At 64.1% G+C, this 22,469-nt stretch carries 22 protein-coding genes and 2 pseudogenes; 10 read left to right on the top strand and 14 right to left on the bottom strand.

Translation table 11 applies throughout. From position 1 onward, the window contains the following. Both ACRWNM_RS36120 and ACRWNM_RS36115 read left to right on the top strand, forming a co-directional pair. A partial coding sequence (locus ACRWNM_RS36120; RefSeq protein ID WP_431972656.1) for an alpha/beta fold hydrolase occupies positions 1 to 1,164 on the top strand: 1,164 nt, incomplete at its 5' end. 256 nt (positions 1,165 to 1,420) lie between these two features. Then, on the top strand, positions 1,421 to 4,120 hold the full coding sequence (locus ACRWNM_RS36115) for a DEAD/DEAH box helicase (RefSeq protein ID WP_431972655.1): 2,700 nt from the start codon (positions 1,421 to 1,423) through the stop codon (positions 4,118 to 4,120). A gap of 148 nt (positions 4,121 to 4,268) precedes the next feature. On the opposite strand, the gene ACRWNM_RS36110 is transcribed toward ACRWNM_RS36115, so the two are convergent. Beyond that, positions 4,269 to 4,814, bottom strand: coding sequence for a hypothetical protein (locus ACRWNM_RS36110; protein ID WP_431972654.1), 546 nt, complete (start codon positions 4,812 to 4,814; stop codon positions 4,269 to 4,271). A 903-nt stretch (positions 4,815 to 5,717) separates the two neighbouring features. Here ACRWNM_RS36110 and ACRWNM_RS36105 point away from each other — a divergent pair. Continuing rightward, positions 5,718 to 5,939: a hypothetical protein gene (locus ACRWNM_RS36105; RefSeq protein ID WP_431972653.1), complete on the top strand. Its 222-nt coding sequence runs from the start codon at positions 5,718 to 5,720 to the stop codon at positions 5,937 to 5,939. A gap of 321 nt (positions 5,940 to 6,260) precedes the next feature. On the opposite strand, the gene ACRWNM_RS36100 is transcribed toward ACRWNM_RS36105, so the two are convergent. Together ACRWNM_RS36100 and ACRWNM_RS36095 are read right to left on the bottom strand one after the other, a co-directional pair. Continuing rightward, on the bottom strand, positions 6,261 to 6,680 hold the full coding sequence (locus ACRWNM_RS36100) for a hypothetical protein (RefSeq protein WP_431972652.1): 420 nt from the start codon (positions 6,678 to 6,680) through the stop codon (positions 6,261 to 6,263). 584 nt (positions 6,681 to 7,264) lie between these two features. Continuing rightward, positions 7,265 to 7,699, bottom strand: coding sequence for a nuclear transport factor 2 family protein (locus ACRWNM_RS36095; protein ID WP_431972651.1), 435 nt, complete (start codon positions 7,697 to 7,699; stop codon positions 7,265 to 7,267). A 221-nt stretch (positions 7,700 to 7,920) separates the two neighbouring features. Here ACRWNM_RS36095 and ACRWNM_RS36090 point away from each other — a divergent pair, with 221 nt between their 5' ends. The 3 genes from ACRWNM_RS36090 (at position 7,921) to ACRWNM_RS36080 (ending at position 10,156) form a co-directional block, all read left to right on the top strand. Continuing rightward, a complete protein-coding gene (locus ACRWNM_RS36090; RefSeq protein WP_431972650.1) occupies positions 7,921 to 8,805 on the top strand; it encodes a helix-turn-helix transcriptional regulator in 885 nt (294 codons plus the stop codon). 555 nt (positions 8,806 to 9,360) lie between these two features. Then, a complete protein-coding gene (locus ACRWNM_RS36085) occupies positions 9,361 to 9,615 on the top strand; it encodes a competence protein CoiA family protein (protein WP_431972658.1) in 255 nt (84 codons plus the stop codon). Between the two features lie 250 nt (positions 9,616 to 9,865). Beyond that, positions 9,866 to 10,156, top strand: a complete 291-nt coding sequence (locus tag ACRWNM_RS36080) for a hypothetical protein (protein ID WP_431972649.1) — start codon at positions 9,866 to 9,868, stop codon at positions 10,154 to 10,156. On the opposite strand, the gene aat is transcribed toward ACRWNM_RS36080, so the two are convergent. Further along, on the bottom strand, positions 10,145 to 10,882 hold the full coding sequence (aat, locus tag ACRWNM_RS36075; RefSeq protein ID WP_431972648.1) for a leucyl/phenylalanyl-tRNA--protein transferase: 738 nt from the start codon (positions 10,880 to 10,882) through the stop codon (positions 10,145 to 10,147). The two genes, ACRWNM_RS36080 and aat, sit on opposite strands and share 12 nt — an antisense overlap. Before the next feature lie 939 nt (positions 10,883 to 11,821). Beyond that, positions 11,822 to 12,040 carry a DUF3500 domain-containing protein gene (locus ACRWNM_RS36070; protein ID WP_431972647.1) on the bottom strand — a complete coding sequence of 73 codons (219 nt, stop codon included), beginning with the start codon at positions 12,038 to 12,040 and terminating at the stop codon, positions 11,822 to 11,824. Between the two features lie 422 nt (positions 12,041 to 12,462). Between ACRWNM_RS36070 and ACRWNM_RS36065 the strand changes: the two genes are divergently transcribed. Next, positions 12,463 to 12,861, top strand: coding sequence for a DUF4870 domain-containing protein (locus tag ACRWNM_RS36065; RefSeq protein ID WP_431972646.1), 399 nt, complete (start codon positions 12,463 to 12,465; stop codon positions 12,859 to 12,861). Between the two features lie 432 nt (positions 12,862 to 13,293). Here ACRWNM_RS36065 and ACRWNM_RS36060 read toward each other — a convergent pair whose 3' ends face one another. Next, complete coding sequence (locus ACRWNM_RS36060; RefSeq protein WP_431972645.1) at positions 13,294 to 14,007, bottom strand: cutinase family protein; 714 nt, start codon at positions 14,005 to 14,007, stop codon at positions 13,294 to 13,296. A gap of 302 nt (positions 14,008 to 14,309) precedes the next feature. Here ACRWNM_RS36060 and ACRWNM_RS36055 point away from each other — a divergent pair, with 302 nt between their 5' ends. Beyond that, positions 14,310 to 14,498 carry a hypothetical protein gene (locus ACRWNM_RS36055; RefSeq protein ID WP_431972644.1) on the top strand — a complete coding sequence of 63 codons (189 nt, stop codon included), beginning with the start codon at positions 14,310 to 14,312 and terminating at the stop codon, positions 14,496 to 14,498. A gap of 531 nt (positions 14,499 to 15,029) precedes the next feature. Here ACRWNM_RS36055 and ACRWNM_RS36050 read toward each other — a convergent pair. The 8 genes and pseudogenes from ACRWNM_RS36050 to ACRWNM_RS36015 form a co-directional block, all read right to left on the bottom strand. After that, the gene (locus tag ACRWNM_RS36050; RefSeq protein WP_431972643.1) at positions 15,030 to 15,425 is read right to left on the bottom strand and encodes a hypothetical protein; all 396 of its coding nucleotides are present in this window, start codon (positions 15,423 to 15,425) and stop codon (positions 15,030 to 15,032) included. Positions 15,426 to 15,465: 40 nt separating this feature from the next. Further along, on the bottom strand, positions 15,466 to 17,298 hold the full coding sequence (locus ACRWNM_RS36045; protein WP_431972642.1) for a hypothetical protein: 1,833 nt from the start codon (positions 17,296 to 17,298) through the stop codon (positions 15,466 to 15,468). Between the two features lie 790 nt (positions 17,299 to 18,088). Next, on the bottom strand, positions 18,089 to 18,223 hold the full coding sequence (locus ACRWNM_RS36040; protein WP_431972641.1) for a helix-turn-helix domain-containing protein: 135 nt from the start codon (positions 18,221 to 18,223) through the stop codon (positions 18,089 to 18,091). An 82-nt stretch (positions 18,224 to 18,305) separates the two neighbouring features. Further along, positions 18,306 to 18,419 (bottom strand): annotated as a pseudogene (locus tag ACRWNM_RS36035) (recombinase family protein); the annotation flags it as partial. Between the two features lie 314 nt (positions 18,420 to 18,733). Then, the gene (locus ACRWNM_RS36030; RefSeq protein WP_431972640.1) at positions 18,734 to 18,961 is read right to left on the bottom strand and encodes a hypothetical protein; all 228 of its coding nucleotides are present in this window, start codon (positions 18,959 to 18,961) and stop codon (positions 18,734 to 18,736) included. 29 nt (positions 18,962 to 18,990) lie between these two features. Continuing rightward, a complete protein-coding gene (locus ACRWNM_RS36025; protein ID WP_431972639.1) occupies positions 18,991 to 19,188 on the bottom strand; it encodes a hypothetical protein in 198 nt (65 codons plus the stop codon). Between the two features lie 122 nt (positions 19,189 to 19,310). Continuing rightward, positions 19,311 to 19,733: a tautomerase family protein gene (locus ACRWNM_RS36020; protein ID WP_431972638.1), complete on the bottom strand. Its 423-nt coding sequence runs from the start codon at positions 19,731 to 19,733 to the stop codon at positions 19,311 to 19,313. A gap of 28 nt (positions 19,734 to 19,761) precedes the next feature. Then, positions 19,762 to 20,463, bottom strand: a complete 702-nt coding sequence (locus tag ACRWNM_RS36015; protein ID WP_431972637.1) for an SDR family oxidoreductase — start codon at positions 20,461 to 20,463, stop codon at positions 19,762 to 19,764. A gap of 281 nt (positions 20,464 to 20,744) precedes the next feature. On the opposite strand from ACRWNM_RS36015, the gene ACRWNM_RS36010 reads away from it, so the two are divergent. Further along, positions 20,745 to 22,049, top strand: a complete 1,305-nt coding sequence (locus tag ACRWNM_RS36010) for an ATP-binding protein (protein WP_431972657.1) — start codon at positions 20,745 to 20,747, stop codon at positions 22,047 to 22,049. A 73-nt stretch (positions 22,050 to 22,122) separates the two neighbouring features. Further along, positions 22,123 to 22,243, top strand: a pseudogene (locus ACRWNM_RS36005) (transposase); the annotation flags it as partial. Positions 22,244 to 22,469 lie beyond the last annotated feature (226 nt).

The following is a 22,469-nucleotide window of genomic DNA, read 5'->3' as shown; positions in this document are numbered from 1 at the left end:
ATATTCGAGCCGGTGGTGTTCCGGGCGCCGGTGACTCCGGTGGAGCAGGTGGTGGCGGAGGTGTTCGCGGAGGTGTTGGGGGTCGAGCGGGTCGGGCTCGACGACGATTTCTTCGCATTGGGGGGGAACTCGTTGCTCGCGGTCACTGCGGTGACTGCGCTGCAGGAACGACTCGGTAGCCGGATTCCGTTACCACTGATGTTCCTGGATCCGACAGTCACAGGGGTTGCCGGTCGCATCGGGGATCCACTGGGCCTCATCAGAGTGTCGATCGACGATGCTTTCGGTGCGGTGATTCCGCTGCGTTCGACCGGAAGTCATCCGGCTCTGTTCTGCGTACATCCGGGACTCGGACTCTCGTGGGCGTATTCGGGGCTGGTTCGATACCTCTCACCTGACCGCCCGGTATACGGTCTGCAATCGCCGGTCATCAGCGGTGAACCGAACTTCGAATCAGTTGGTCAGCTGGCCCATCGGTATGTCGAGGAGATGCGCGCAGTCCAGCCGCACGGACCCTACCATCTGCTGGGGTGGTCCTTGGGTGGCGCAATTGCACACGCCATGGCCGTCGAGTTGTCCAAAGCCGGTGACGACGTTGCCACGCTCGCAATGATGGATTCTGTCCTTTACGAAGAAGATACGGCCGCGGTCTACGGGGAAGATCCGCTCGGAGGGAGGGTAAGCGCCGAGAAGTTGGTCCACGCCATAAGTTCGGACCTCGCCGACAGCCACATCGAAGGTCTCGAAACTGTCGGTAGGACGCTCGCCGATTCCCACATAGATGGCGAGTTTTCCTTCGAGGATGCCGCCGCGCTGTTGAACAGGTTGTTCGGTCCGGAGACCGGTCTCACCTCCACGCACCTGAAACGACTTGCCGCCTCGGTTGAGAACTCCAGACGGATATGGCGCGAATACCGGCCGGGTGTCTTCGACGGGGACTTGCTCTACTTCAGCGCGGCGGGCTCGGCGAGCGTGATGGACCATGCCGGCAAGCAACGCCCGGCGCAGGCATGGCGGTCCGCTGTTACCGGCGCCGTGCACGAGAACACGGTGGACTGCGAGCATACTCAGATGACGTCACCGGAGGCATTGGCGGTCATTGGTCCCATCCTCGAGAACCACATTGTCGATCCTGCGCGGCAGTCCGAGACTCCGCCATGGTAGTGGTGCGACATGGCACTGGGATGTCTGAAGGGGCGGTGTCCTGTCGGCTGCCGTAATCGCCTGTCAGATGGCTGATTCGACGCTGATCATGAACTGTCGCTGTCCTCGGCTATGGTGTCGAGGTCGCTCAGTTCGTCACGCTCGAGGCGCCGGTAACGGTGTGTCGGTGTGATCGGTCCACACGGAGGTCAGGTTCACGCTGATGCAAGTCGCCGGTGCCAGGTCTCAGTATGCGAACCAGCCTCCCGTTTTGTGGATGAAGATTGCTGATCCAGATGCGGTGCTCCCGCCGCATCCGCCGAACACCGATGTGCGAGTACTGATTCCGGTCGGCGATCGTTTCGCCGATCTCAGGAGCAGGCTGGTAGCCGAGCAGGTGCCGTTTCGTGAGATCGGCTATCTGTTGGAGCAAGAGTCGGTGCACACTTTGAACGATGACGGTCAGTTGACCGTCGTCACCGATCAGTCAGGGCTTACCCGGTCGGCTTCTCGGCGGAATCGAGCAGCCAGCGGACCCGCAGCGCAAACCGCGCGCGATGCGTTCGAGCTGATGTGGCAGAACCACTCCATGGTGGAGGGGCTGCTGACCGAGCCCCTCCCGATAGAGCGAGTCGTGCCTGCGGCCTGGGTTCGGTACTTGCCGCATCCGGTGGTGAATCCCGCTCAAGCAGAAGCGATCCCACACATCCTCAGCAGCGGCGAACACCTGATCGTGGTGGCACCGACAGGGGCGGGTAAGACAGTGATGGGTATGGTTGCCGCGCTGCGCACCGTGCTCGAGCAGGGAAAGAAGGCCGCGTGGCTGGTGCCGCAACGTTCGCTTACCGATGAGCTGAACGAGGAGCTCGATAGCTGGCGTCAGCGTGGTCTGCGTGTGGAGCGGCTCTCGGGAGAGTATCGCCTTGATGCGCAACGGATTCGGGACGCGGATCTGTGGGTTACGACGACGGAGAAGTTCGAATCGATCTGCCGGACTGCTTCGCTGCGGGAGGCATTGGCCGAAGTTGGCTGTTTGATCGTCGACGAGATCCATTTGCTGGGTGACCGCACTCGGGGGCCGTTCCTCGAAGCGATTCTCGCGCGGGTTCGGGGTGCGGGGTCTCGAATGCGAATCATCGGATTGTCGGCCACTGTCGCCAACGCCGACGAACTCGCCGTGTGGCTGCATGCTCGGACGGTGCGGGTTGCGTGGCGGCCTACACAGCTGACGTGGCAGCTGCCGGTAGTGGCCAAGACCGCGGATTGGAGTCTGGTAGAGGGCGCCAAGTCGCGTTTGACGAGCGGGATCGTGAATATGGTCACCGCCGATCGGGGCAGTGTGCTGGTGTTCTGCAGCAGTAAACGGAATGTTCGCCGGACCGCGTTGATCATTGCCGCCAGCCGGGGTGCTGATGTGTTCGGTGTCGATCCTGATGATCCTGACGTCGTGCATCGGATCTGTGCAGCCGCTCGGGTGGGCTTGCACTATAAGGGCTGGGAGTACAAGCGCGAGGCCGAAAAAGGCTTCCGTGCACGCGAATTGGATGTGCTTGTAGCGACATCGACGGTGGCGGCGGGGGTCAACATGCCAGCCCGGGCTGTTGTTGTGCAAGACACGGAGGTCGGCCTGAAGTCGATCGATGTTGCGACCGTTCAGCAGATGTTCGGTCGTGCAGGACGTGTTGGCGCGGGGGAGAATGAGGGTTGGGCCTTTCTGATCGTCGACGATGTCGAACGGGCGGTGTGGCAACGCAAGCTGCTTGCGGGTTTTCGCGTCGATTCTCAGATCCAGGACAGCTTTCCTGAGCATGTTCTAGCGGAGGCGATTCAGGGGCGCATCAACTCTCTATCGCAGGCCGAACGGTGGTGGGCGCAAACGCTGGCCCATCATCAGGGGAGCCGTGATATGACCCCGCTCAGGCAAGCAGTGCGGTTCTTGATAGACGGTGACTTCCTCAGACAGGTAGCGCGATCCGACAAAATCGATGAGCTGATCCCCACCGAGCTCGGGTTGTTGACTGCTCGGTTGATGGTGTCCCCTCAGGTCTGCTATCAGCTACGAACGGCCCTGGCCGGACTGGACCTACCCAAGAGTCCCGCAGAGGCCGAAAACCTCTTGATTCAGACCATTGCCGCCCACGTTCCCGAACTGGCCCAAGCCGCGATCAGCGAAGCTCTCAAAGCGAATGCCGTCCAGCTGAAGCTTGCCGGCGGAGTGGTGCCCGACGACGGCCAGGTCCACATCGAGTGTCGCCAGAGCGCAGGTTCTTTCGCCTACAGCCAGGGAGACCTGGCTTGCGCGGTGCTGTTGACAGCAGCGAACTCACCATCGCAGTTTCATCGTGGCGCCCGGGTGATCGCCGGGATCCCTTATGCGACAATGTATCCGATCCTAGAGCGTGCGCCGCGGTACCTGTATTGGTTGAGCAGCCAGGGGTTTCTCGGCACGGTGCATCCGTGGGTCGCTGTGGTCGCTGCTGACCTGAGCAAGAGAATCCGGTGGCGGCGGTGCCAGCCCGGCCGGGGCGCGGGGCGGCTGCTGTGGATGTGTGAGCAGATGGTCACTGCCGAACACGCCGAGGACCTCGTTCCCACGCTGTGGCACGCGGCTACCTCGCGCGGCCTGACCAGTCCCGACTGGACGGAAACAGGCAGACCTCAGGGCACTCAGCTCGACCCGTCGGACTATGCGGCGCTGCTACGAGACCGTGTCACCGGAGCCGTGCTCGAAAGCACCTCCGGTGAAGTGCGCTTGAAGTGTTCGACCACCGCCATCCTGGCCACGTGGTCAGGGGCGAACTACATCACGTCCCCAGCGCCACAAGGGAAAGCCACCACTGATGCTCCGGGCAGCGGTTCTGAGCACGGGGCAGCGGTATTCACCTGGCGCGGCGATTATCAAGCAACCGGATGGCTGAGTGGATATTCACAATGTCAACCCGTGGTCGATCAGCGGCTGGTCAGCATTCAGACCTGACGCGATCGGCGCGACTGCGCACTGAGAGTCCGGATCGACGCGCAGGAATCAGTCGCCTGCACGACGGACGAGCTGCGATGCTATGTCGTTGTCGGCGACGGAGCGGATAGGATCGTGAATCGACCGACGGGCAACTGATTCGATCTAATTATCGCCCATTCCTCTTGTTGCTCCAGCTATTCGGTAGCTTGGTCTCCTGACTCAGTACTTTGATCCAGTCTTGCGCTATGTGACGCGGAACATCGTAGTGTTTGGCGACTTTGGTGATACTTCCAAGGCGCCAGAAGGTCACCGCCAGATCCGACGGTGCGCCATTGGATGGGCGGGCCGAGTCCGACGGGCGTCGGGTATTGCCGGACGCAGCGGCGCCGGTATCGGACCGAAGAACGGCGCGATCCGCGGGGGGCGCGGTTTTGGCTGATGCACGATCGGGATCGGGCTCGACGTCGATTGCCTCGGCATTGGTGGCCTCAGCGACCATCGGTAGGCGGCCTTGCGACATCAGTACGGCGTTCTCGACCAAGACGGCGAAGTCGATGTGTGCCAGTTCGTTCGGCAGTGGCGCACCATCGTCGCCGACCGCCACGCGGATCTCGGTTACCCGCACGCCCCCTGTGTCGAGCACGACGGTGATGGTTGCGGTTGTCTTGTCCGGCGCGTCAGGTGCGATCGTTACTTTGTACGTACTGCCCACGAATATCTCCTTCGCTGACGTCGCGCGCGGCTCACCTGGCATCTGCGGATCCAGCCGGGGATTCGGCGGCGAGCTTGCGGAGTCGGCTCATCCAGCCTTGGGCGGTGTGCCTGGGTACACCGTAGTGTCGGGCAAGGCCAGTGACTGTTCCGATCTTTTCATACGCCGCGCGGACTTCGCCGGCGTCGGGCATGCGGCGATAGGCCCGCTCCGGGACCTCGGGGACCGTCGTGTCCGGAGTCACGGATGGTGTTGGGTCAGTGGTGTTTCGGGTTGCGTCTGATTGCTGTGTCGGGGCTTGTTCGCTGGCCGTGGCAGGGGTGGTCTCTGCGACATGCGTTGCAGCTCGGCGAGTCTCAGGGTGCGCAACGGGTGCGCTCGGATTCACCCCGGCCACCAGGGCAGCAACAACCGATTCGAGGTCGATACTCGGCAGTGTGCGTGCGGACAGGCCACCCGCTGCAGTAGACCTGATGGTCATTTCTGTAATGCGTGGGGTCGGACCGGCAGTCTCGATCTTGATCGTGGCTTCCGCGTGTCTGGAAGTTGCCTCTGTCTCTTCCGTCTCGGGAGTAATAACGACCACGTACCTACTCATATGACTCCTGCCCAAGTGTCGGCTCCGTGGCCAAAGGGCTCACAGGCGCCGCTGCGACTGCTGTCGACTGTGCAGTAAATGTAGTCGGGATGTGTGACAGCAATCGCGGCTGACCCTCCCCTGGTACTTCGCGTGGTTTCGAATGTCCGGTAGTGGAATTCTTCGAGCTGAATGGGACCGGTGGGCCGGTGTGGTCGTGCACCGGTGTTCGGCCAGGACGTGATAGCCGCGCTCGGCGGCCTGCTGCCAGGGGGCCACATCAAGGGCGTGTGAGAGCCGGTCATCGGTCCGGAAGCTGGCGGACTGTGGCCGCCTGGATGATCGATGAGCGGTTCGGCCACCCGGTGGTGGAATTGCGGGCCCATCGGCTCACCTTTGGCTGCGTTCCCGCCGATGGACACTACGCCCGCACCCGGCTGGTCACGAAGCCGGCCGACCTCGGTGGCAATGTCGTCGGTGGCCAGGCGCGCATTGCATACCACCGAATTCAGCGCGGTATTCACCACGTGTTCAGCCGGGGCGAGTAATCCGAAGTCATGGTGACCCAGCCCGACCGGGCGATGTGGTCCAACGTGCTCGAGCGCGACTGGGCCATCGATATTGTGCGCGTCTGCTCGATCACCGTTGTGGTTGTCGTGCACTGGATATCGATCAGGGTCACCGTGACCCTTCCCCCGCTCGCGCACTCGTCCGCCGCTTCGTCGACGAACCTGAGCCGCGATCTCTCGGTACAACTGAGCGGGTGGATTTGCTCGAAGCGGATTACCAGCTCACCGCCGCGGGACGGTGAGCCCACGGCAGCTGATCGGATCTCGCCGAGTCACCATGCCGGGCAACCGATAATGGCCTCACACCGGCCGCGTGACCAGCCGGGCGAGTTGCTTCACCCGCGACGTTTTCAATCGCACTTCCACCCGTCCCGACTGCCCCGGATCGGTCACCGCCGGGTCGTAGGCGAAGCACACTCGGTTCGGTCGGTCGATGCTGAACTCGATTGTCGCCCACAGCGGATGCGTCATCGGCACATCGATGTGTTTGAACCGGCCCGCCCACACCAGCACCCGTCGGCCGACAGTGACTGCGATCGCACCTGAGACCGCCTGCCGCTCCCACTCGACAAGACGACCGGATGAGCGGACAAGGCGACGGGTGACCGAACCGGTCAAACCCTCCTCCAAGAACACAACATCGTCGGACGCGACCAGCGACGCACGCAGATCCTCTGGCAACCGCCCCGACCCGAGCAGCAGCCGCTGCAGGCCATGCACTCATCCAGCGTAACCCCGCATACCCACCTTGCGGCCCCCAGATCTCCCGGCTCACAACCGGTTCGCGGCGTATGAGCTTTCCCGAGGCAGTGGGGACTGGCTAACGCAGATGGTGGAACGCGGCGGAATTCTGCACCAAGCCGTGCGGGGCATCGGGGATGTGCAGTGCATCCAGGCAGTACCCCACCAGAATGAGACGCGCCATCACCAGCCCGGCCAGGCGGGCAAGTACCTGAAATGCGGTGCAGACGAGTGAGATTCGGCTGATCAGCCGGTTTGCGGCTCGCCATTGTTGTCGGGCTCTTGTTCATCCGGCTACGGGCACGTACCTGCGACAACCGAACCAGAACCGTCCCGCCACCACTAACGCCTACGCCACGAAGGCCGAACTCGTTGCCTCGGTTGACAAGTGGATGAGTTTCTACAAGTACTACGCGGCGGCACTCCGCGATCGGGAACCAAAGCCCCGACAGTTTCGAGTGCTAGCTCACAGCGGTAGCCGTATAACCTCCCTGTCCACCATTCGGGGGAGCCTCAGGTTGCGATTCCCGAGTGCTACCAGGTAACTCTGAAGTGTGGCGTCGTCAGCGGGTGCCCGCATCGGCGCGCGCGTAGAACGCGGCGAGGTCGTGGGGGTTCTTGATGTAGACGTCGATCTTGCGCACCGTGTCGTCTTCAACCTGGTGGATCTCGACCATGGTCAGCGGGTACCGCTCACCGGTGGTGTGGGCCGTGAGTGTTCCGGTGAGGGTTCCGATTACGCCGGCCGGGCCCTCGTACACCTCGGCATCGGTGATGGCAACGTCGGCGTAGCCCATCATCGCGCCCAGGATCGACTGGACGAACACCTCGCGGCCCTGGTGCACGCCGCCGTAGGGAAGCTGATTCGGCTCGTCCACGATCACCTCGGGGTCGAGCTTGGCCAGGACACCCGGCACGTCGCCCTTGCTCAACGCGTCATACAGCCCTCGTACGACATCGGCCGGGGTCTGCGTCACTGTCTCGATCTGGTCGCTCATCGTGTGTGCCCTTCAATCTTGTTCAGGTACTCGAGCCCGCATGCGGAACTCGGTACGGGAAAGTTCGGCCGGCCGGGGCGCGTATGTCCTCGCACCGATCGGGCCCCGGAGGACCGGGGCATGCACCATGCAACGGGAAGCGGCCGTGACGGGGGAGTTTCCGCTGTGAGGGGTCCTGGGAGGGACCCCCACGCGACGGCGGGCCTGCCTACGCTGTCCTCATGGACAACCGGGACGCAGTCAGCGCGATTCTCCGCTCCCGACGCGAGAGGATCACGCCCGAGCAGGCGGGTCTGCCGACGTACGGTCAGCGGCGGGTGCCCGGACTGCGCCGGGGTGAGGTCGCCACGGTCGCCGGGGTGAGCGTCGAGTACTACACGCGCCTGGAGCGCGGCAACCTCAAAGGTGTCTCCGACAGCGTGTTGGACGCGCTGGCCCAGGCACTGCGGCTCGACGGCCCTGAGCGCATGTATCTGTACGACCTCGCCCGCGCGGCAGGACCGGCACCCCAGGCCCGGCGGCGGGTGGTCCGGCCGACGGTTCGGCCCAGCGTGGCGCGAATCGTCGAAGGCATGCCGGGGCTGCCGGCGTCCGTGATGAACAACCGCCTCGACACGCTGGCCGCCAACTCGCTCGCCCGGGCCCTGTACTCGGAGATGTACGCCGATGCCACCTGCGGGGCGAACATCGCCCGGTTCGCGTTCCTCAGCCCCGCGGCCAGACGGTTCTACATCGACTGGGAGCGCATGGCCCGCTTCGCTGTGGGCGCACTGCGCATCGAGGCGGGGAAGAACCCCTACGACCGGGAGCTGTCGAACCTGATCGGTGAACTGTCCACCCGCAGTGACGCCTTCCGCGTGATGTGGGGCTCCCAGGACGTATATGTCTTCAGCCAGAGCACCAAACGCCTCAACCACCCACTCGTCGGCGACCTGGAACTCGACCAGGAGACCATGACCCTGCCAGACGAAAGCGGCCTGAGCGTGGTCGTCTACAGCGCACCCTCCGGAACCGCCGCCGAAGAGGGCCTGAAGCTGCTCGCCAGCTGGTCCGCCACGACCGGACAGGAGCAGCACCCGGAATCCACCAGCAAGCTTCGTCCGTAGTTCCGCAGCACCTCGATGTCGTGATCGTCGGGGCCGGACTATCGGGCAATCGCGGCCAGGCCAACTACGCGGCGGCCAAGGCCGGTCTGCAGGGGTTCGCGGTGACGGCAGATGTTAAGCGCATTGGCTTGCACCAGACGGGCAGGAGTACGTTCAGCGTCGCCTATCTGGCTTGCCCGCAACAGCATGGCAGCGCTCGTCACCGCATGGCAGAAGCTCGAGTGACGCCACATCGGCCTCAGTGATGGCCTTCTGCGCTGTCACCTCGGCTCTGCATGTCTCATAGCGAGCCTATTCGGCACTGAGATGTCCTCGACAGCAACCGTTGTCGACAGATAGCACAGTCGATCACCCCACCTACTCGGCGATGCGTACCCCCAACTGATATTTCAGCCGTTGCAGGCTCCTCGACTTCGAACTCAGCCGAATCCAAATACTTCTTCGAATAGCGCGGCCACCGTGGCTTTCCCGTGTGTACGGGAAGGCTGACCGTCTATTCGACAAGGGGTTTTCGGGTGAGTTCCTCCAACCGATTCGTCGTGGTCCGGGGCACGGCTGGGCGGAATTCGCCGTCCACACTTCGCTCATCCACCCGGATACGCACCGCCGGGCGGTGAGCATCACCCGGAGACGTTGTGGCACTTCAACGGTAAGGCGATGCTGGCTCGATGGGCTCGGACGCAGCCGGATGTCGTCGAGGTCCGCATCGAGGCATGGCTGCCCGACCATGCGCGCCGCTGTGATGTCCGTGTCGTCTTCGGCGACGGCCGTGAGGTTGCTCGAGGTCCAGGGCGGCCCGCTGACCGATGAGGTTTCGGTGCGGCGCGCCGACCGACAGCGTGACCGAACAATGAGCAGGGTCGAACGACCACAGCTGCAGGGGACCGTCATCTGCTGCTCCAGCGCGGACGAAAGGTATTGTCCCACAGCCGTTTCACTGAACCCTTGACCGACGACGACTACCACTACCTGCACGACACCCACGGCCTGCCCCGCGATCTCGTGGTGTACCTGAACACCGAAGCCGGTGTCAGTTGACACGTCAGGGCTACATCAGGCCGTGGCCGATCCGATCGGCGCCGTAAGCGGCAGATCCGGACGCTCGCGGATCGCACGCCCAGCGGTTCATCCTGCGCTGTGCGGCATGAGAGTGCGTTTGCGGGTTCGTCCGGCGAGCCGGCTCGGCACCCCGATTCAGCATTGTCGTTGGTCGGCCAATTCGCTGCGCTCGTCGATGTTGGCGCGGGTGGCCACCGAAGCCGGAACGATGTTCATATTCGCGGTCGTGAATCCGGCCCGCCAATTCACGACGTTGCTGACCTATCGCTTCGGTGATCGTTCACGCCGGTAGGTGTTTGGGGGAGTTGGGGACCGGGATTTCGAACTGCCAGGGGCCCGAGAGGCCGGGGCGGGCGGCGGCCTGGGTGTGTAGGTGCAGGTAGTCCGCACGGGAGAGGTCGATGGCGCCGAGGGAGGTGAGGTGGCTGGAGGTGACCTGGCAGTCGATGAGCGCGAAATCCCAGGCGGCCAGTTGGGCGCAGAGCCAATACAACGCGACCTTGGAGGTGTCACGGGCGCGGGAGAACATGGACTCGCCGGCGAAGGAGCGGCCGCATGCGACGCCGTAGAGGCCGCCGACAAGGTCGCCGTCGCGCCATACCTCGACTGAGTGCGCATGACCGAGGTGGTGCAGCCGTAGGTAGGCCGCCAGCATGTCGGAGCCGATCCAGGTTCCGGTCTCCTTGTCACGCGGTCCGGCGCAATTCGACATCACATCGGCGAAGGCGCGATCCATGGTCACCGCGTAGTCGGCATGGGCGACAGATCGGCGATAGGACTTGGTCACCCGCAGGTCGGTCGGCACCAGAATGCTGCGCGGGTCCGGGCTGTACCAGTGGATCGTTTCGCCGGGGTTATACCAGGGAAAGATGCCCGCGGAATAGGCGTCCAACAGCCGCTCTGGTGACAGATTCCCGCCGAATGCGACCAGTCCGGTCGGATCCGCGAGCTCGACAGGTGGGAAAGGCTGGTCTGGATCGACCAGATACATCCGCATCAGGTCGGTAGCGTCGGTCACCGGACAGACATTACCGACCTGGGCGAACAGCCGCAGGCTGCGACGACGGGACGAACCGTCACACGGGGATCGGTCCGCGGAGTTGGCAACCGTCGAGCGGGAACTTGCCCAGGCGACTCAGTCGATCGATCGGTAATCGGTCGCACCCGGACGTGGAAGCTCTTCTATCTCGGTGTGGTGGTCAGAGGAGTGGGTGGAGCGGAACGTGCCAATCCTGGACCCAACCTGGGGGCTGGAGAAGATGCTGGTGACCAGGTCGGGTGTAGCCGGCTAGCTTTCGTGCCACCTTGGTAACGCACGGAACTCGGGTCGTTCGTCGGGCCGTTTCAGGAAATGTTCGATCCTGGTGCGGCGCGGGCACAGATCGTCATCGAGGAGATGGCGGAACTGCCGGATCCCGGGGGCGCTGGCGACCCGGATCACGACGACGATGTGCCGAACACGGTGGTGTACAGGGGTGTTCGGCTCTACATCAATCCGGATAAGGCTCGGCGTCGCGGAAGTGATGGGACCACCAGGCGAGCGGGTGAGCACGGTCAGTCGCCGTTTCGACACCCCACGCTGACCGTCTCGGTCAGCGCGGGACGCGGCAGATGAGTGCGTTCCGAACTCTGGCCAAAGTCGCAAGAGGTTCTGCGACTCGTAGGAATAGGCGGTGTAGGCGTTCCATCCGCCGTCAGGCCTTTTGTCGTATCGGTACACGGCCCTCGGCCCGTCCGGCCGGACGGGATCGCGCGTATGGCGATCATCTCCCGCGAGGAGGATCCCCAGTCTGTACGCGAGCAGTTGGCATCGCTGAGGTCCTATCCCGCGGCGCTGCCGACCGGCGCGCACCGCAGCGACCGGGGCGTTACCGGTCCCGTACTTTCACGGCTACCGCAGCGCATCGCATCACGGCTAGGCAGGGGAACAAGCCGCGGGTCAGCGTCCTGCCGCACGTCAGCGGGGGAAAGCGCGCTGCCGGTGTGCGGCCAGCTCGTTCAGGCCGAAGCAGGGGGTCGCCGCAACGAGCCGACCGTCGATGACCAGATAGTTCAGGGAGATGTGGTGGCCGCCGAACCGCCAGGCCCAGACACGGTCATGTCCAGGGCGGCCGAAGAGCCGAAGCCAGTACAGGCCGGGGTCACGCCCGCGCAGGCGACCCCAGTGGTACCCCATCCCTCGACCTGGTCCAGGACGTTCTCCAGGCCCATCACCGCAGAAACGATGGAGCCGGATCCGATCTACCCTCCCCACAAACGGCTTCCCCCGACGCGGAAACCACACCAGCCGACGAATGAGCAAGACCCCCAATGCGCCTGACAACCTGTAATGGCCGCATACCGCGCTGACCGAACCGGCCGGCCGGGCAGGCGACCACCCGTTGGATGCATCGATTCGAGGCCGACCGAACACACAGCTGCATGACGATGACCGGGCGGCGGGCCCTGCCCGGAGACCGATGGGGCGTTTCGAGGTCGTCGGCAGTCATCTCATAGGGAGAACCACGTCCAGGATCCCGGTCGCCGGCCGGCCCGCGACCTGGGGGTTCGGGCGGAACTTGGGATCGGTAGGTGGCGCGCGCAGCGTCTACTTACCTCATGACATCTTCTCAACCTCCCACGAATCAACCGCAGTCCGCCGGCTTGGACAAGAAGACCAGCGCGATCCTGTCCTACGCACTGGGGTGGCTCACCGGAATCATCTTCCTGTTCGTTGGCAAGAACGACCCCGACGTGAAATTCCATGCCTCGCAATCGATCGTCTTCTTCGGGGCGGTCTCGGTGGTCAATATTGTTCTGAGCATCGTCGGCTCGCTCCTCGGAGTCGCGGGGATCATCTTCAGCCTCGCCGGACTCGTAGTCGGGGTCTTCGCGGTCGTCGTCTGGGTCTTGGCCATGGTCCAGGCGAGCAACACCGGCGGTGTCCGCGCGGAGCTTCCCCTTGTCGGAAAATTCACCGCTCCGTATGCCGATCAGTTGGCCAACTCGGTCAAGTAGCGGCATATTCGAAGTCCGCAGCGGGATTCCGCAACCCTGCCGGTAACCAGATGCGACAGTCCGAAGACCGACGGCCCGAGGCTATCTCGGGCCGTCGGCGTCCGCGCGGAACGTCCGATATTGCCGCGTATCGGGCGGATGCAGCCTACGAACCTGATTCTCATCAGGTGGAGGTTCTTCCAGAAATAGAACCGAACGTAGGCATTCCGAGGCCAGTTGTTACTGCGGTTCGTTGAAGCGAGGTTTCGATCTGAGTGAGCTTGTCCTTGACCCCACCAGCAACCCAACAACCGATACGGCACCGCACTCTCACCGGTCGCTACCAACCGACCGCAACGAGGCACCCGCAGGGGCAGGTCTAGCTCGTCGATTACCGCGCGTATCGCGGTGATCGGTCGGGCGCGTACCAGCCCGGACCGCAGGAGGGGACGACTACGAGCCGAGCTGCTCGCGGACGAATGCCGCCGCCTGGTCCCGGTAGTCGTTGACGAAGTATGCGAAATGCCCAGGACTCAAGGCATTTCCGAACCCGGCGGCCGGATCGCCGCCCTGGCAGACGCGGTCGGCGGCATGGCAGTAGGAGCGCACGCGGTCGGTGAATTCTCCGAGGGCGCCGACGGGCAGCGCGGCGGTGCCCGACAGGGTGGGATCGTAGTTGCCGCGGTTGAAGGGGTCGGCGCCGTTGAACAGCGGGCTGCCGAACAGGGCGATTGCGTCGATCTGCGTGGCGGCCTGGTCGGTCAACGCGGTTCGCGTGCGGAGGGTGTTGCCGATGACGCGGGTGCCCTGTGAGTAGCCGAGGAGGACGAGCTGCTGATTCGGGCATTCGGCTGCGGCGGTGTTGACCAGTGCCGTCAGGTTCTCGACGCCGCGCACGGGGCTGTCCGGGGCCATCGAGGCGGGATACTCGAGTTCGGTCACTGTGGTGCTGCGGCCGGATTCCTGGGCGATCCGCCCGGCCAGCGGGGTCAGCAGCAGGCTGCCGCTCTGCGGTTCGAGCGTGCCACGGACGGTGACGACGCGGACCTGGGCGCAGGCGGTGGGACTGGGGGAGGGCTCAGCGGATGCGATCGGGAGAACCGGCAGCGCCATCGCCGCGGCGACGGTCGTGGTAGCGCACAGCAGGATTCGAGATCGTTCACGCATGCGCCCAATGTATTGCGCGCAGTGGCCACGGCGCCAGCTGGTTGATACGAATCATCGACGCTTCCGATGCGCGGGTCGGCTCCGTAGCCGTCGGTCGATCATGGGGACATGCTCGCAGAGAGGCAGTCGCCGGTGGCGTGCCGACGATCGAGTCTGAGTCGGTGCGACCGCAAGTGTGCGAGTCCGCGGGTATGCACAACGATAGGGACATGAATGCTCCTGCGCCCGGGCCTGTTTTCGATGTGATTGCCGTGTTGAACGGCGTGGTGGACCTGCGGTCCTATCCGCGTCGGAACCTGGTCTTGAGCTCGCCTCAGACCGGAGGTTTCGTGTTCGGCTCGGCCGGCTATCAACGTGCGATCTTCGAGCCGGTCGTCCACCTGGTCAACGGCATCGAGCTGCTCGAATCCCAGGGTTGGGAGCTGGTCAGCGTCGTCGAACGGAACATCGAGAACGTCTACTACATGCTGGCCTTCATGCGTCGGGCCTGATGTAGGTCGGGTCCCGGACTGGCAAGACCGTGTATTCAACTGTCGACTTATCTATGCGCAGTGGTTCGTGGTCGGGGATAGCTACCCCGTAGCGTCCCGCAGGTGACTGGGCGGGGTGGCTCGTCAACTGCCTGTCGCCGATGTGGCTGACTTGCTCGCGATATGTCCACCGCCTGGTCTCCGTTCACGGTCTGACTCGACAGGGGTATGACGAGGCCGCCGAGCATGCTAATCATGATCGAGTGGGTCATGTCTCCGCATTCAAGCCCACAAGGTCGAGGTCTGGGTGCCCGAGCTCGGCGGACGCTTCGATCTCGGCCCGCGTCGCGAGCACGAGGCGACCGGTAGGGCGTACGGCTCGCCCTGGGTTCTCCCAGATGCGAAGTTGCCTCTGGGAGATTTCATCCCCGCACTGCCTCCCGGCCTGATTCGAGGGGTTGATCTGGGACGCGTGGTGTAGCTGGTCGGCTGTCGAAATGTGATCGGCGGCCCGAAGAAGACCCACGCGGAATTCCGGCGAATGACCCCCGGCTATGAGCTAGTGAGGCCCTGTATCTTCTCGAACAGGTTGGCGATTTTCGTCAGCGTGTCGAGATTCAGCAGACCCTCCGGGATGCGGCGGCGCAGGCGGCACCATCGACTCTCGGCCCGCTCCAGATCGGGTTCCGGGTCGTTCAGTGCATCGAGAACGTCGTCGACGTCAGCGGGTTCGGCACCGGCGCCGCCGGTAGCGGTGAGATGTGTTCGCAACGCGGTCAATTCGGCACGCAGTTCGGCCACCGCAGCAATCAGCGCGGATTGTTCGGTCGCACTGTTGATGGACACGGGGCCGGACACGACACCCGTGTTGTCTTTGCCGCTAATATTTCCCGCGACCACCTGCCCGCCGCTGATATGGACGTTGCTGTCGTGCGTATCCCCAGGCATGGCTGGATGCTCCTCTAGTTGAATTCAATTGCCACTCAGATCATTTCGTGGCCAAAGGCGCGGCGGTCGGTGTGGCGGAGGTCGTACCGCCGATGGTCCCGGATCCGACGGTGCCGATATTGTCCGCGCCGCCGATATTGCCCGCGACCACAGTGCAGCCCTCCATGACGGTGGCGTTGTTGATCTGGGTGATCATCGTGTCGAAGGCGTCGGTGGCGATACCTTTGCTCGACAGGAAGCGGTGGATCGCATCGAGCACCCGGCGCTCCAGGATCTTCAAATACTGGTCGCTGTCGGACTCCTGGAAGAATTGCGGGAAGATTGTGCCCGCTCCGATTTCGCGTACGGTGGCCAGCGCACCGAACGCATTGGCGGCTCGATCAGGGGTGTTGGTACGGCCGCGACCGACTCCATGCGCATCCCGCATCCATCGCGCCATATCGATCACACGAGCGGGAATCGTGGTCGGTAGCAGCGCGAGTTCCCCGAGGGCCTGCCACAGCGCCAGCAGCGCAGGCGCGCGGGGCGGGAAATCGGCGAAATGGTACGTCGGCGCCACGGGTGGCAGCACGAACCCATTCCACTCGACGAAAAGGATCTGTCGCTCGTACCCGATGTGCAGGTATCCGGCGACACCCAACTGCCGCGCCCAACCTTCGAGCCGGAAGCAGCGATAGAAGCGCAGCCACTCCGGTGCGCTGTCGAGCAATTCCTGCCAATACGATTCGGCGAGTTGAGGATTGCGGCCCTGTTTCAACTCCCGTGCGAAGAATTCAGCCTCGCGGTAGTTCAGGACGTGCCCGGCCGACAGGAAAGCGGTATCGCTGATCTCGAGGCCCGCGAACCGCCAGCCCGGTGTGATGTTCGGTGTCTTACGCATGGCGTCGACGTCGCGAGCCACGAAGTTCTGCAGTTCTGCCGCGGCGAACTCCGCCATCGGCGCGTCCGAGTACCCGGCGGGATCGTTCGGACGTAACTCGAATGCCTGCGACCAGGACCGCACCCGCGTCCCGGCGCCGACGAACGGCCGATGGCCGCGGTAGATGATCAGATTGCGGGGAGTAGGGCGATTATCGCGCTGTTCCTGGTCGATGATGCGCTGCAATCGGGTGGCGAACGGACGACAGGCCCAGCTCACGAATTCGCGCGGTGGCCTATCCGGCTGGAAGTGGCCGAAACGGAAGTATCGATCGGCCAAAACCCATGGCCGATAGCGCTGCACGAACAGTACGCAGAACATCCCTACCGTCGTGATCAGCAGGCCGGTGCCGATGCCGATGGCGGAGACCGCCGAGATGCCCCCGGGCTGCTCGGAGTAGAAACCATCGCCGGATTCGTTGCCGAGGCCTCCGAATAGCGCAGCGGTCAGCAGAGACAGCACGGCCGCAGGAATTGCGAACAGCGACGTAAAGATCAAGGACAGCGGCAGCCACAGCAACGCGGTCGGCCACCATGATCCGCGCTCACCGCGCTGTTCTCGCTCGCCGTGCTGTTCGCGCCCGACTGCCGGTGTGCGTGACCGTCGCGCGGCTCGCACGGCCCATGAGCTGATCTTCCAAGCCGAGCCGGACGCGAGCCAGAGGACGACGAGCCCGCCGCTGGCGATGGTGAAGGGCACCAGCAGGGCGACCAGCACCGCGCTGCCGATCCGTCGCGCTGTCCGCGCTGCGACCGCCTCCCGCAGCACGATGTGGGCCCGGACCCCAGGGGACGGCAGGACGACTCGATATGGTTCGGCCAAGCACTCCTCGACCATGGCGTCGGCCAGTTCGGGATCGAGGTGGGCCGCGGAGGCGAGAAGGCGAGTGGCCTCGTCGTCCGGATTGACTGTCGGCGTGCTGGTAGCCGTGTGGCCGATATTATCGGTGACCACGGATGCCCCCTCATGGTTGAAAGTCGTCGCCGCGAAGAGCGGAATTCGACCGGTATCGGTCCGGGGCGCCGACCGGGTGTCAAGTGATCGAGACGCCTCCAAGTGCGCAGCACGGTCTCGTCGAAGTCCCCAGGACGCCGAGCCGGATTCAGCCGGCCGGTCGATAGCGTAGCGTGCAGGTCGCCAAGCTCGAGCGCCCGCCGAATCAGCGGCGAGCCCACCTGATCGCCGAGGTTCTCATACGTGCGGCGACGTTCGTGACACACGTGGATCCAGGCTCACGCAAGCACCGGCGCCTCTACGACGTACGAGCAGCTCGTCGACGATCGCACGCCTGCGCCATCTGGACCACCGCTACTTTTTAGGGTGCTCATCGGTGTCATCGCTTCTTCCCCTATTCTCGCCGAACGCCCACAGGCGTCGTCCTGTGCAGCTGTAGCCTGAGCCGACCCCGACTCGGGTGCGCCGGACCCGCTGGGCGCATGACCGTCCACCGCTGTTCAAGCCTCGGCCGTAGGAGCCCCGCCATCGGCACTGGGGTCATTCGGCCTCGATGGTGATATTCACGTTTCGGCCGACCTCGATAGTCACCGAGGACGATGCCCGGTAGCCCCATCCGATGGAGGGGTCAACTGATTACTCACTGATCATTTCGCTTGTCAGGGCCGGGAACAACGCGTCGGTCCGTATATCGGAACGCTGTGTGGGCAGCCCAACCTGATCCGCCTGGCCGTTCCCTCCTGGCGGGCGGCCGAGGCGCTGCCCGCGGGTTCTGGCGGCGTCCAGGCCTTCATGAGTGCGTCAGTTCGGGCAGGTATTTGTAGACCGTGGAGCGTGAGACCCCGAGGAGCCGGGCCACTGATGAGACGGTCTCCTCGGGGCGGGTGAGGATGGCGCGGGCCTGGCGGATCTGTTCGGCGGTCATGGCCGGCGGGCGGCCGAGGCGTTTGGCCGCGGGCGCGGGCGGCGTCGAGGCCTTCGTGGGTGCCTTGGACGATCAGTTCGCGGATGAATTCCGCCAGGACGGCGAAGACGTGGAAGACCAGGCGCCCGCCGGGGGTGGTGTCGCCGACTTCGTGCAGGGAGCGGAAGCCGATGCCGCGCTTGCGGAGTCCGGCCACGATGGAGATCAGGTCTTGCAGGGAACTCACACCGATCAGAGGCGGTTGGCCACGCGCTGTTGACGGCGCTCGCTGAACGAGCGCAGTCACTGTCGACCCGGATGACGGAAACGGCGCTGCCGCAGCGGGATCAACGGCTCCAACCGTGACCACAACGCATCGGTCACCACCTCGTCAACCACCCGATAGGGTCGGAAACGTTGTGTCGCAGAGCAAACCGACACACCGACTCATTCTTAACTGATCTGTAACTGCGCGGCATTGCTACTAGAACTCAGGTCCAGTCCAGTGCCCACAGTCGGTCCCTTTGTGGCTCAAATGCTGACCGTCTCGCCGATGACACAGGCGAACGGGGTCGGCTTCGCCGCTGTCGAGGTGTCGACGATCGGCTCGTCGGGCCGGTTCTCGTCGATCAGGGGACGGCTGTCGCTTCCGAGGAGGATGAGATCGCGTCGCTGACGCAGCCATAGGTCATGCTCGCCGGGCTGCGTCTGGAAACCGTTGACATAGCAGATGTTGTAGAAGCCGGGGGCGGGTGCCATCGTGCTGTCTCGCAGCACGATCTTTGTGCCTAGGGTGGCGGGTACGGGCCACAGAGCAGGTAGTCGGCCACCGCTGCAGCCGGAAAGCCCAGTGCGCCCGCTGAATCCGATATTTCGGCCGAGGTCGCCGGGCCGGGCTCGGGCGCACCGACATCGGGCGACGAACACGCGGTGGCGAGCAGTAGCCCGGCGAGGGTCGCGAGCAGGATTCGCATCAGTGAGTGCATCCGACCTCAGTGCGGCGAGCACTATGCCGCAGCGACCAGCAGGACGCCGCTTCGACAGTTGGTTGTCGTGCATCAGCCCGATGCTGCTGGCAGGCGCGGGAGGCAGGTGCCGTCCGCCGGCTTCAGTACGGGATGGGCTTGTTCTCCTTGGCCCAGACCTGCTCGATGTCGCTACCGATCGGTGGCGGGAAGAGCCCGGCGATCATCCAGGTGTCGCGCGCGACCTCGTTGATGTTGAATTCGAGGTACAGGCCGCGATCGTGCGTGTAGGGGGCCATAAGGGTGTCGAGGCCGCGGGTCATGCGTTTTCGCATTTCCGGGTCGTCGAGTTGACGGGCGAGGTGGTCGATGGTGATGCGCACCGAGGCGGCGGTGGGTTTGCCGCCGACATAGAAGGAGTCGGCGGGCAGTTCGTGGAAGAGGGCTATGGCGTAGAACTCCGGGAGGCCGACACGGGTGTAGTAGGCGGCGATGTCCTGGGCGAAGTTCTGCTTGTCCTCGGGGGTGTAGGTGTTCGCGGGGTGGTAGATGTGCCAGAGCGGCATAGTGAATTCCTTTGGGCGAACCGGTGTCTCAGCGGCGGAAGGGAAGGACGAGGTTTTCGACGGGACCGGACAGGGTGGCCTTCACCTGCCGAGTGAACTCATCGACGAGGACTTCGCTCGCACCCTGTTCCAGGCCATCGGCGAGTGCGGCGGCAACCGTAGCGGGACTGAGCTTCGCGGTATCGATGGCCTTGACCATGTCGGTCTCGGCGAAGCCGAGGTGGACACCGACGACCTGGGTGCCCTGCGCAGCCAGTTCGATGCGCAAGGAGTTGGTCAGAGACCACAGGGCGGCCTTCGACGCACCGTAAGCCGCGGCCCCGGAACTCCAGGACAGCACAGAGTGCATATCCACTAGGGCGCCACCATCATTCGCGGCGAGGATGGGAGCGAAAGCCTGGGCGATGCGCAGCGGTCCGAAGACGTTGGTCTCGAATGTTTCGACGACATCGGCCATTTCGGCCTGCAGCAGCGGCGCCGGGCGCAGTACGCCCGCGTTGTTGACGACGATGTTCACATCAGTGGCCCGAGCCGCGACGGCCGCAACCGAATCCGGGTCGGTAACCTCCAATTCGAGCGGGACGATGCGGGGGTCATCGGCCGCGCCGGGCTTGCGGGCGGTGACGTAGATCTTGGCCGCGCCGCGTCCCAGAAATTCCTCGGTGAACGCGCGGCCGAGGCCCCGCTGCCCGCCGGTCACCAGGGCGATAGCGCCTTCGATTCTGGTCATGTCTGCCTTCCTTGTTCGCCCACCTCATAGCTGACTATATAGAACTATAGCCAATACTTCGACGCGGTGACAGGGGGCACGGCGGCAGATGAAGTGCATTCGCCGCCCGCCAACGCACGATCGCCCGCCGGAGGCAGTCCGCGAGCAGATCTCAGCGTTGGTTCGAGCCCAGCTCGAAGAAGCAGTTGTCGACATCGCCGATCCGCCCTGCGCCGGAGCTTAGGAATGGCCTACTCACGGGTGCTGCTAGGTGTTTACTGGCAGGGAGCGATTCGTCCACTCTGCAACGGCGGTTCGAGGTGTGTATGCCGGTATGGCGACTTCGCGAGTTTCGCGATGATGACCTGGACCAGGCGATTCAGGTCTGGGAGCAGAGCCGTATGGCCACTGCGGATGAGCCGGTGTTCGCGTTGGCGGAGGTGCTGGCGTCTGCGCGGGCGGGACCGCCGGCGGTGGTGGCCGAGGTCGGCGAAGAGATGGTGGGCATGGCGGTCGCGCAGATCCAGGGTGAGCGTGCGTGGGTCTTGCTGGTGGCGCTGGGCGCGCAGTGGCGTCGGCGCGGTATCGGCAGTGCATTGCTGACCGAGTTGGAGAGGCGGCTGCGCTCGAATGGGGTGCGGCGGATCTGCACGCTCGTTCCCGAGGGCGCGACTGGGTCGGTCGCGTTCGAGAATTCCGGCTATCTGCGCAGGACCGGTCTCGTCTACTACGAACTGGTCGAGCCGCTGGCACCGGCGCAGTCCAGTTTGCTGACCGAACTGGGCGGCCGGCTGTTGCCACCCGGATTGTGGCAGTCGATGGCGGGGATGGACCGGGAGAAAGAGATCATCGAACGGCGGATCGTGTTGCCGTTGGCGAACCCGGATGTCGCCGAACGTTATCGGGTTCGGCCACCCAAGAGCGTGATCTTGTTCGGGCCGCCGGGTACCGGGAAGACCAGTTTCGCGAAAGCGGTCGCATCACGGCTGGGCTGGCCGTTCGTGGAGTTGTTCCCGTCTCGGTTGGCCGCAGCGGCCAGTGGCGGTCTCGCAGCATCTTTGCGTGAGGTGTTCGCGGACTTGAGCGACCTCGACGAACTGCTGTTGTTCATTGATGAGGTCGAGGAGATCGCCGGTGCGCGCGAAGGGACCGCGACCAGTCCGGCGCATGGCGTGACGAACGAGTTGCTCAAACTGATTCCGGTATTCCGAGAGGACTACGGCCGGTTGCTGATCTGTGCGACCAATTCGGTGCGTTCCCTGGATTCGGCGTTCCTGCGGCCAGGCCGCTTCGACTACGTAATTCCGGTTGGTCCGCCCGACGAGCCTGCGCGCAAAGCGATCTGGCGGCGCTACCTGGGCCCCGCAGCCGAGACCATCGACCTCGACCACCTGGTGCACGCAACCATTCACTTCACCCCCGCGGACATAGAGTACGCCGCCCGCGCTGGGGCCCAGTCGGCGTTCGAACGCGCGATGCGCGAGGAAACGAGCGAACCCGCCGACCTCGAGGACTACCTTGCCGCCGTCGCCAACACCCGCCTGACACTGACACCGGAGATTTTGACAGCGTTCGAGCAAGACCAGACAAACTACACCCGACTGTGAGACGCGCTCGTCCCGCCACGCTAGCGCCACGCGGCTGAACCTGCTCATTCAGTTACTTCGTGACCTGCGGATTCCCGTCCAGATCGACGTGCCGCGCGCGATAGGAACTCCTCGTTCGGCCGAAGACCGTGCGTAAGCGGCAGCGGCGACTGACCGGGGTGGACGAGATCATGGTGTCGCGACCGCGAAAGGGCTGATCACCGGGGGAGATCTCGGCGCCTGACGGTTGTCGGTGTAACACGGTCGAGGTCGGTGCAACGCAGGATCGCCGGTTGAAGCAGCGTTCAACGACGTTGCGGCGGCGATACATGCGCGGCGAGAAGGGTGTGATGTCGCGAAGTTCGCCTCATTCAGCCCCTACTCCATCGCAAATGGGGAGCGCCGCGGTATAAGTCTCGGAATTGAACTCACCCTGCGGCG

Origin of the sequence: Nocardia sp. bgisy134 (assembly GCF_965341865.1) — a bacterium.
Classification (GTDB): Bacteria; Actinomycetota; Actinomycetes; order Mycobacteriales; family Mycobacteriaceae; genus Nocardia.
The sequence above is the reverse complement of the archived record's forward strand: the minus strand, read 5'-3'. Positions and strand labels throughout refer to the sequence as shown.

Coding starts and splice junctions, on each gene's coding strand:
- ACRWNM_RS36115 (WP_431972655.1), top strand. CDS start 1,421: ATGAAGATTGCTGATCCAGATGCGGTGCTCCCGCCGCATCCGCCGAAC.
- ACRWNM_RS36095 (WP_431972651.1), bottom strand. CDS start 7,699: ATGAGCGACCAGATCGAGACAGTGACGCAGACCCCGGCCGATGTCGTA.
- ACRWNM_RS36090 (WP_431972650.1), top strand. CDS start 7,921: ATGGACAACCGGGACGCAGTCAGCGCGATTCTCCGCTCCCGACGCGAG.
- ACRWNM_RS36070 (WP_431972647.1), bottom strand. CDS start 12,040: ATGGGGTACCACTGGGGTCGCCTGCGCGGGCGTGACCCCGGCCTGTAC.
- ACRWNM_RS36065 (WP_431972646.1), top strand. CDS start 12,463: ATGACATCTTCTCAACCTCCCACGAATCAACCGCAGTCCGCCGGCTTG.
- ACRWNM_RS36060 (WP_431972645.1), bottom strand. CDS start 14,007: ATGCGTGAACGATCTCGAATCCTGCTGTGCGCTACCACGACCGTCGCC.
- ACRWNM_RS36050 (WP_431972643.1), bottom strand. CDS start 15,425: ATGCCTGGGGATACGCACGACAGCAACGTCCATATCAGCGGCGGGCAG.
- ACRWNM_RS36040 (WP_431972641.1), bottom strand. CDS start 18,223: ATGACCGCCGAACAGATCCGCCAGGCCCGCGCCATCCTCACCCGCCCC.
- ACRWNM_RS36030 (WP_431972640.1), bottom strand. CDS start 18,961: ATGGCACCCGCCCCCGGCTTCTACAACATCTGCTATGTCAACGGTTTC.
- ACRWNM_RS36025 (WP_431972639.1), bottom strand. CDS start 19,188: ATGCACTCACTGATGCGAATCCTGCTCGCGACCCTCGCCGGGCTACTG.
- ACRWNM_RS36020 (WP_431972638.1), bottom strand. CDS start 19,733: ATGCCGCTCTGGCACATCTACCACCCCGCGAACACCTACACCCCCGAG.
- ACRWNM_RS36015 (WP_431972637.1), bottom strand. CDS start 20,463: ATGACCAGAATCGAAGGCGCTATCGCCCTGGTGACCGGCGGGCAGCGG.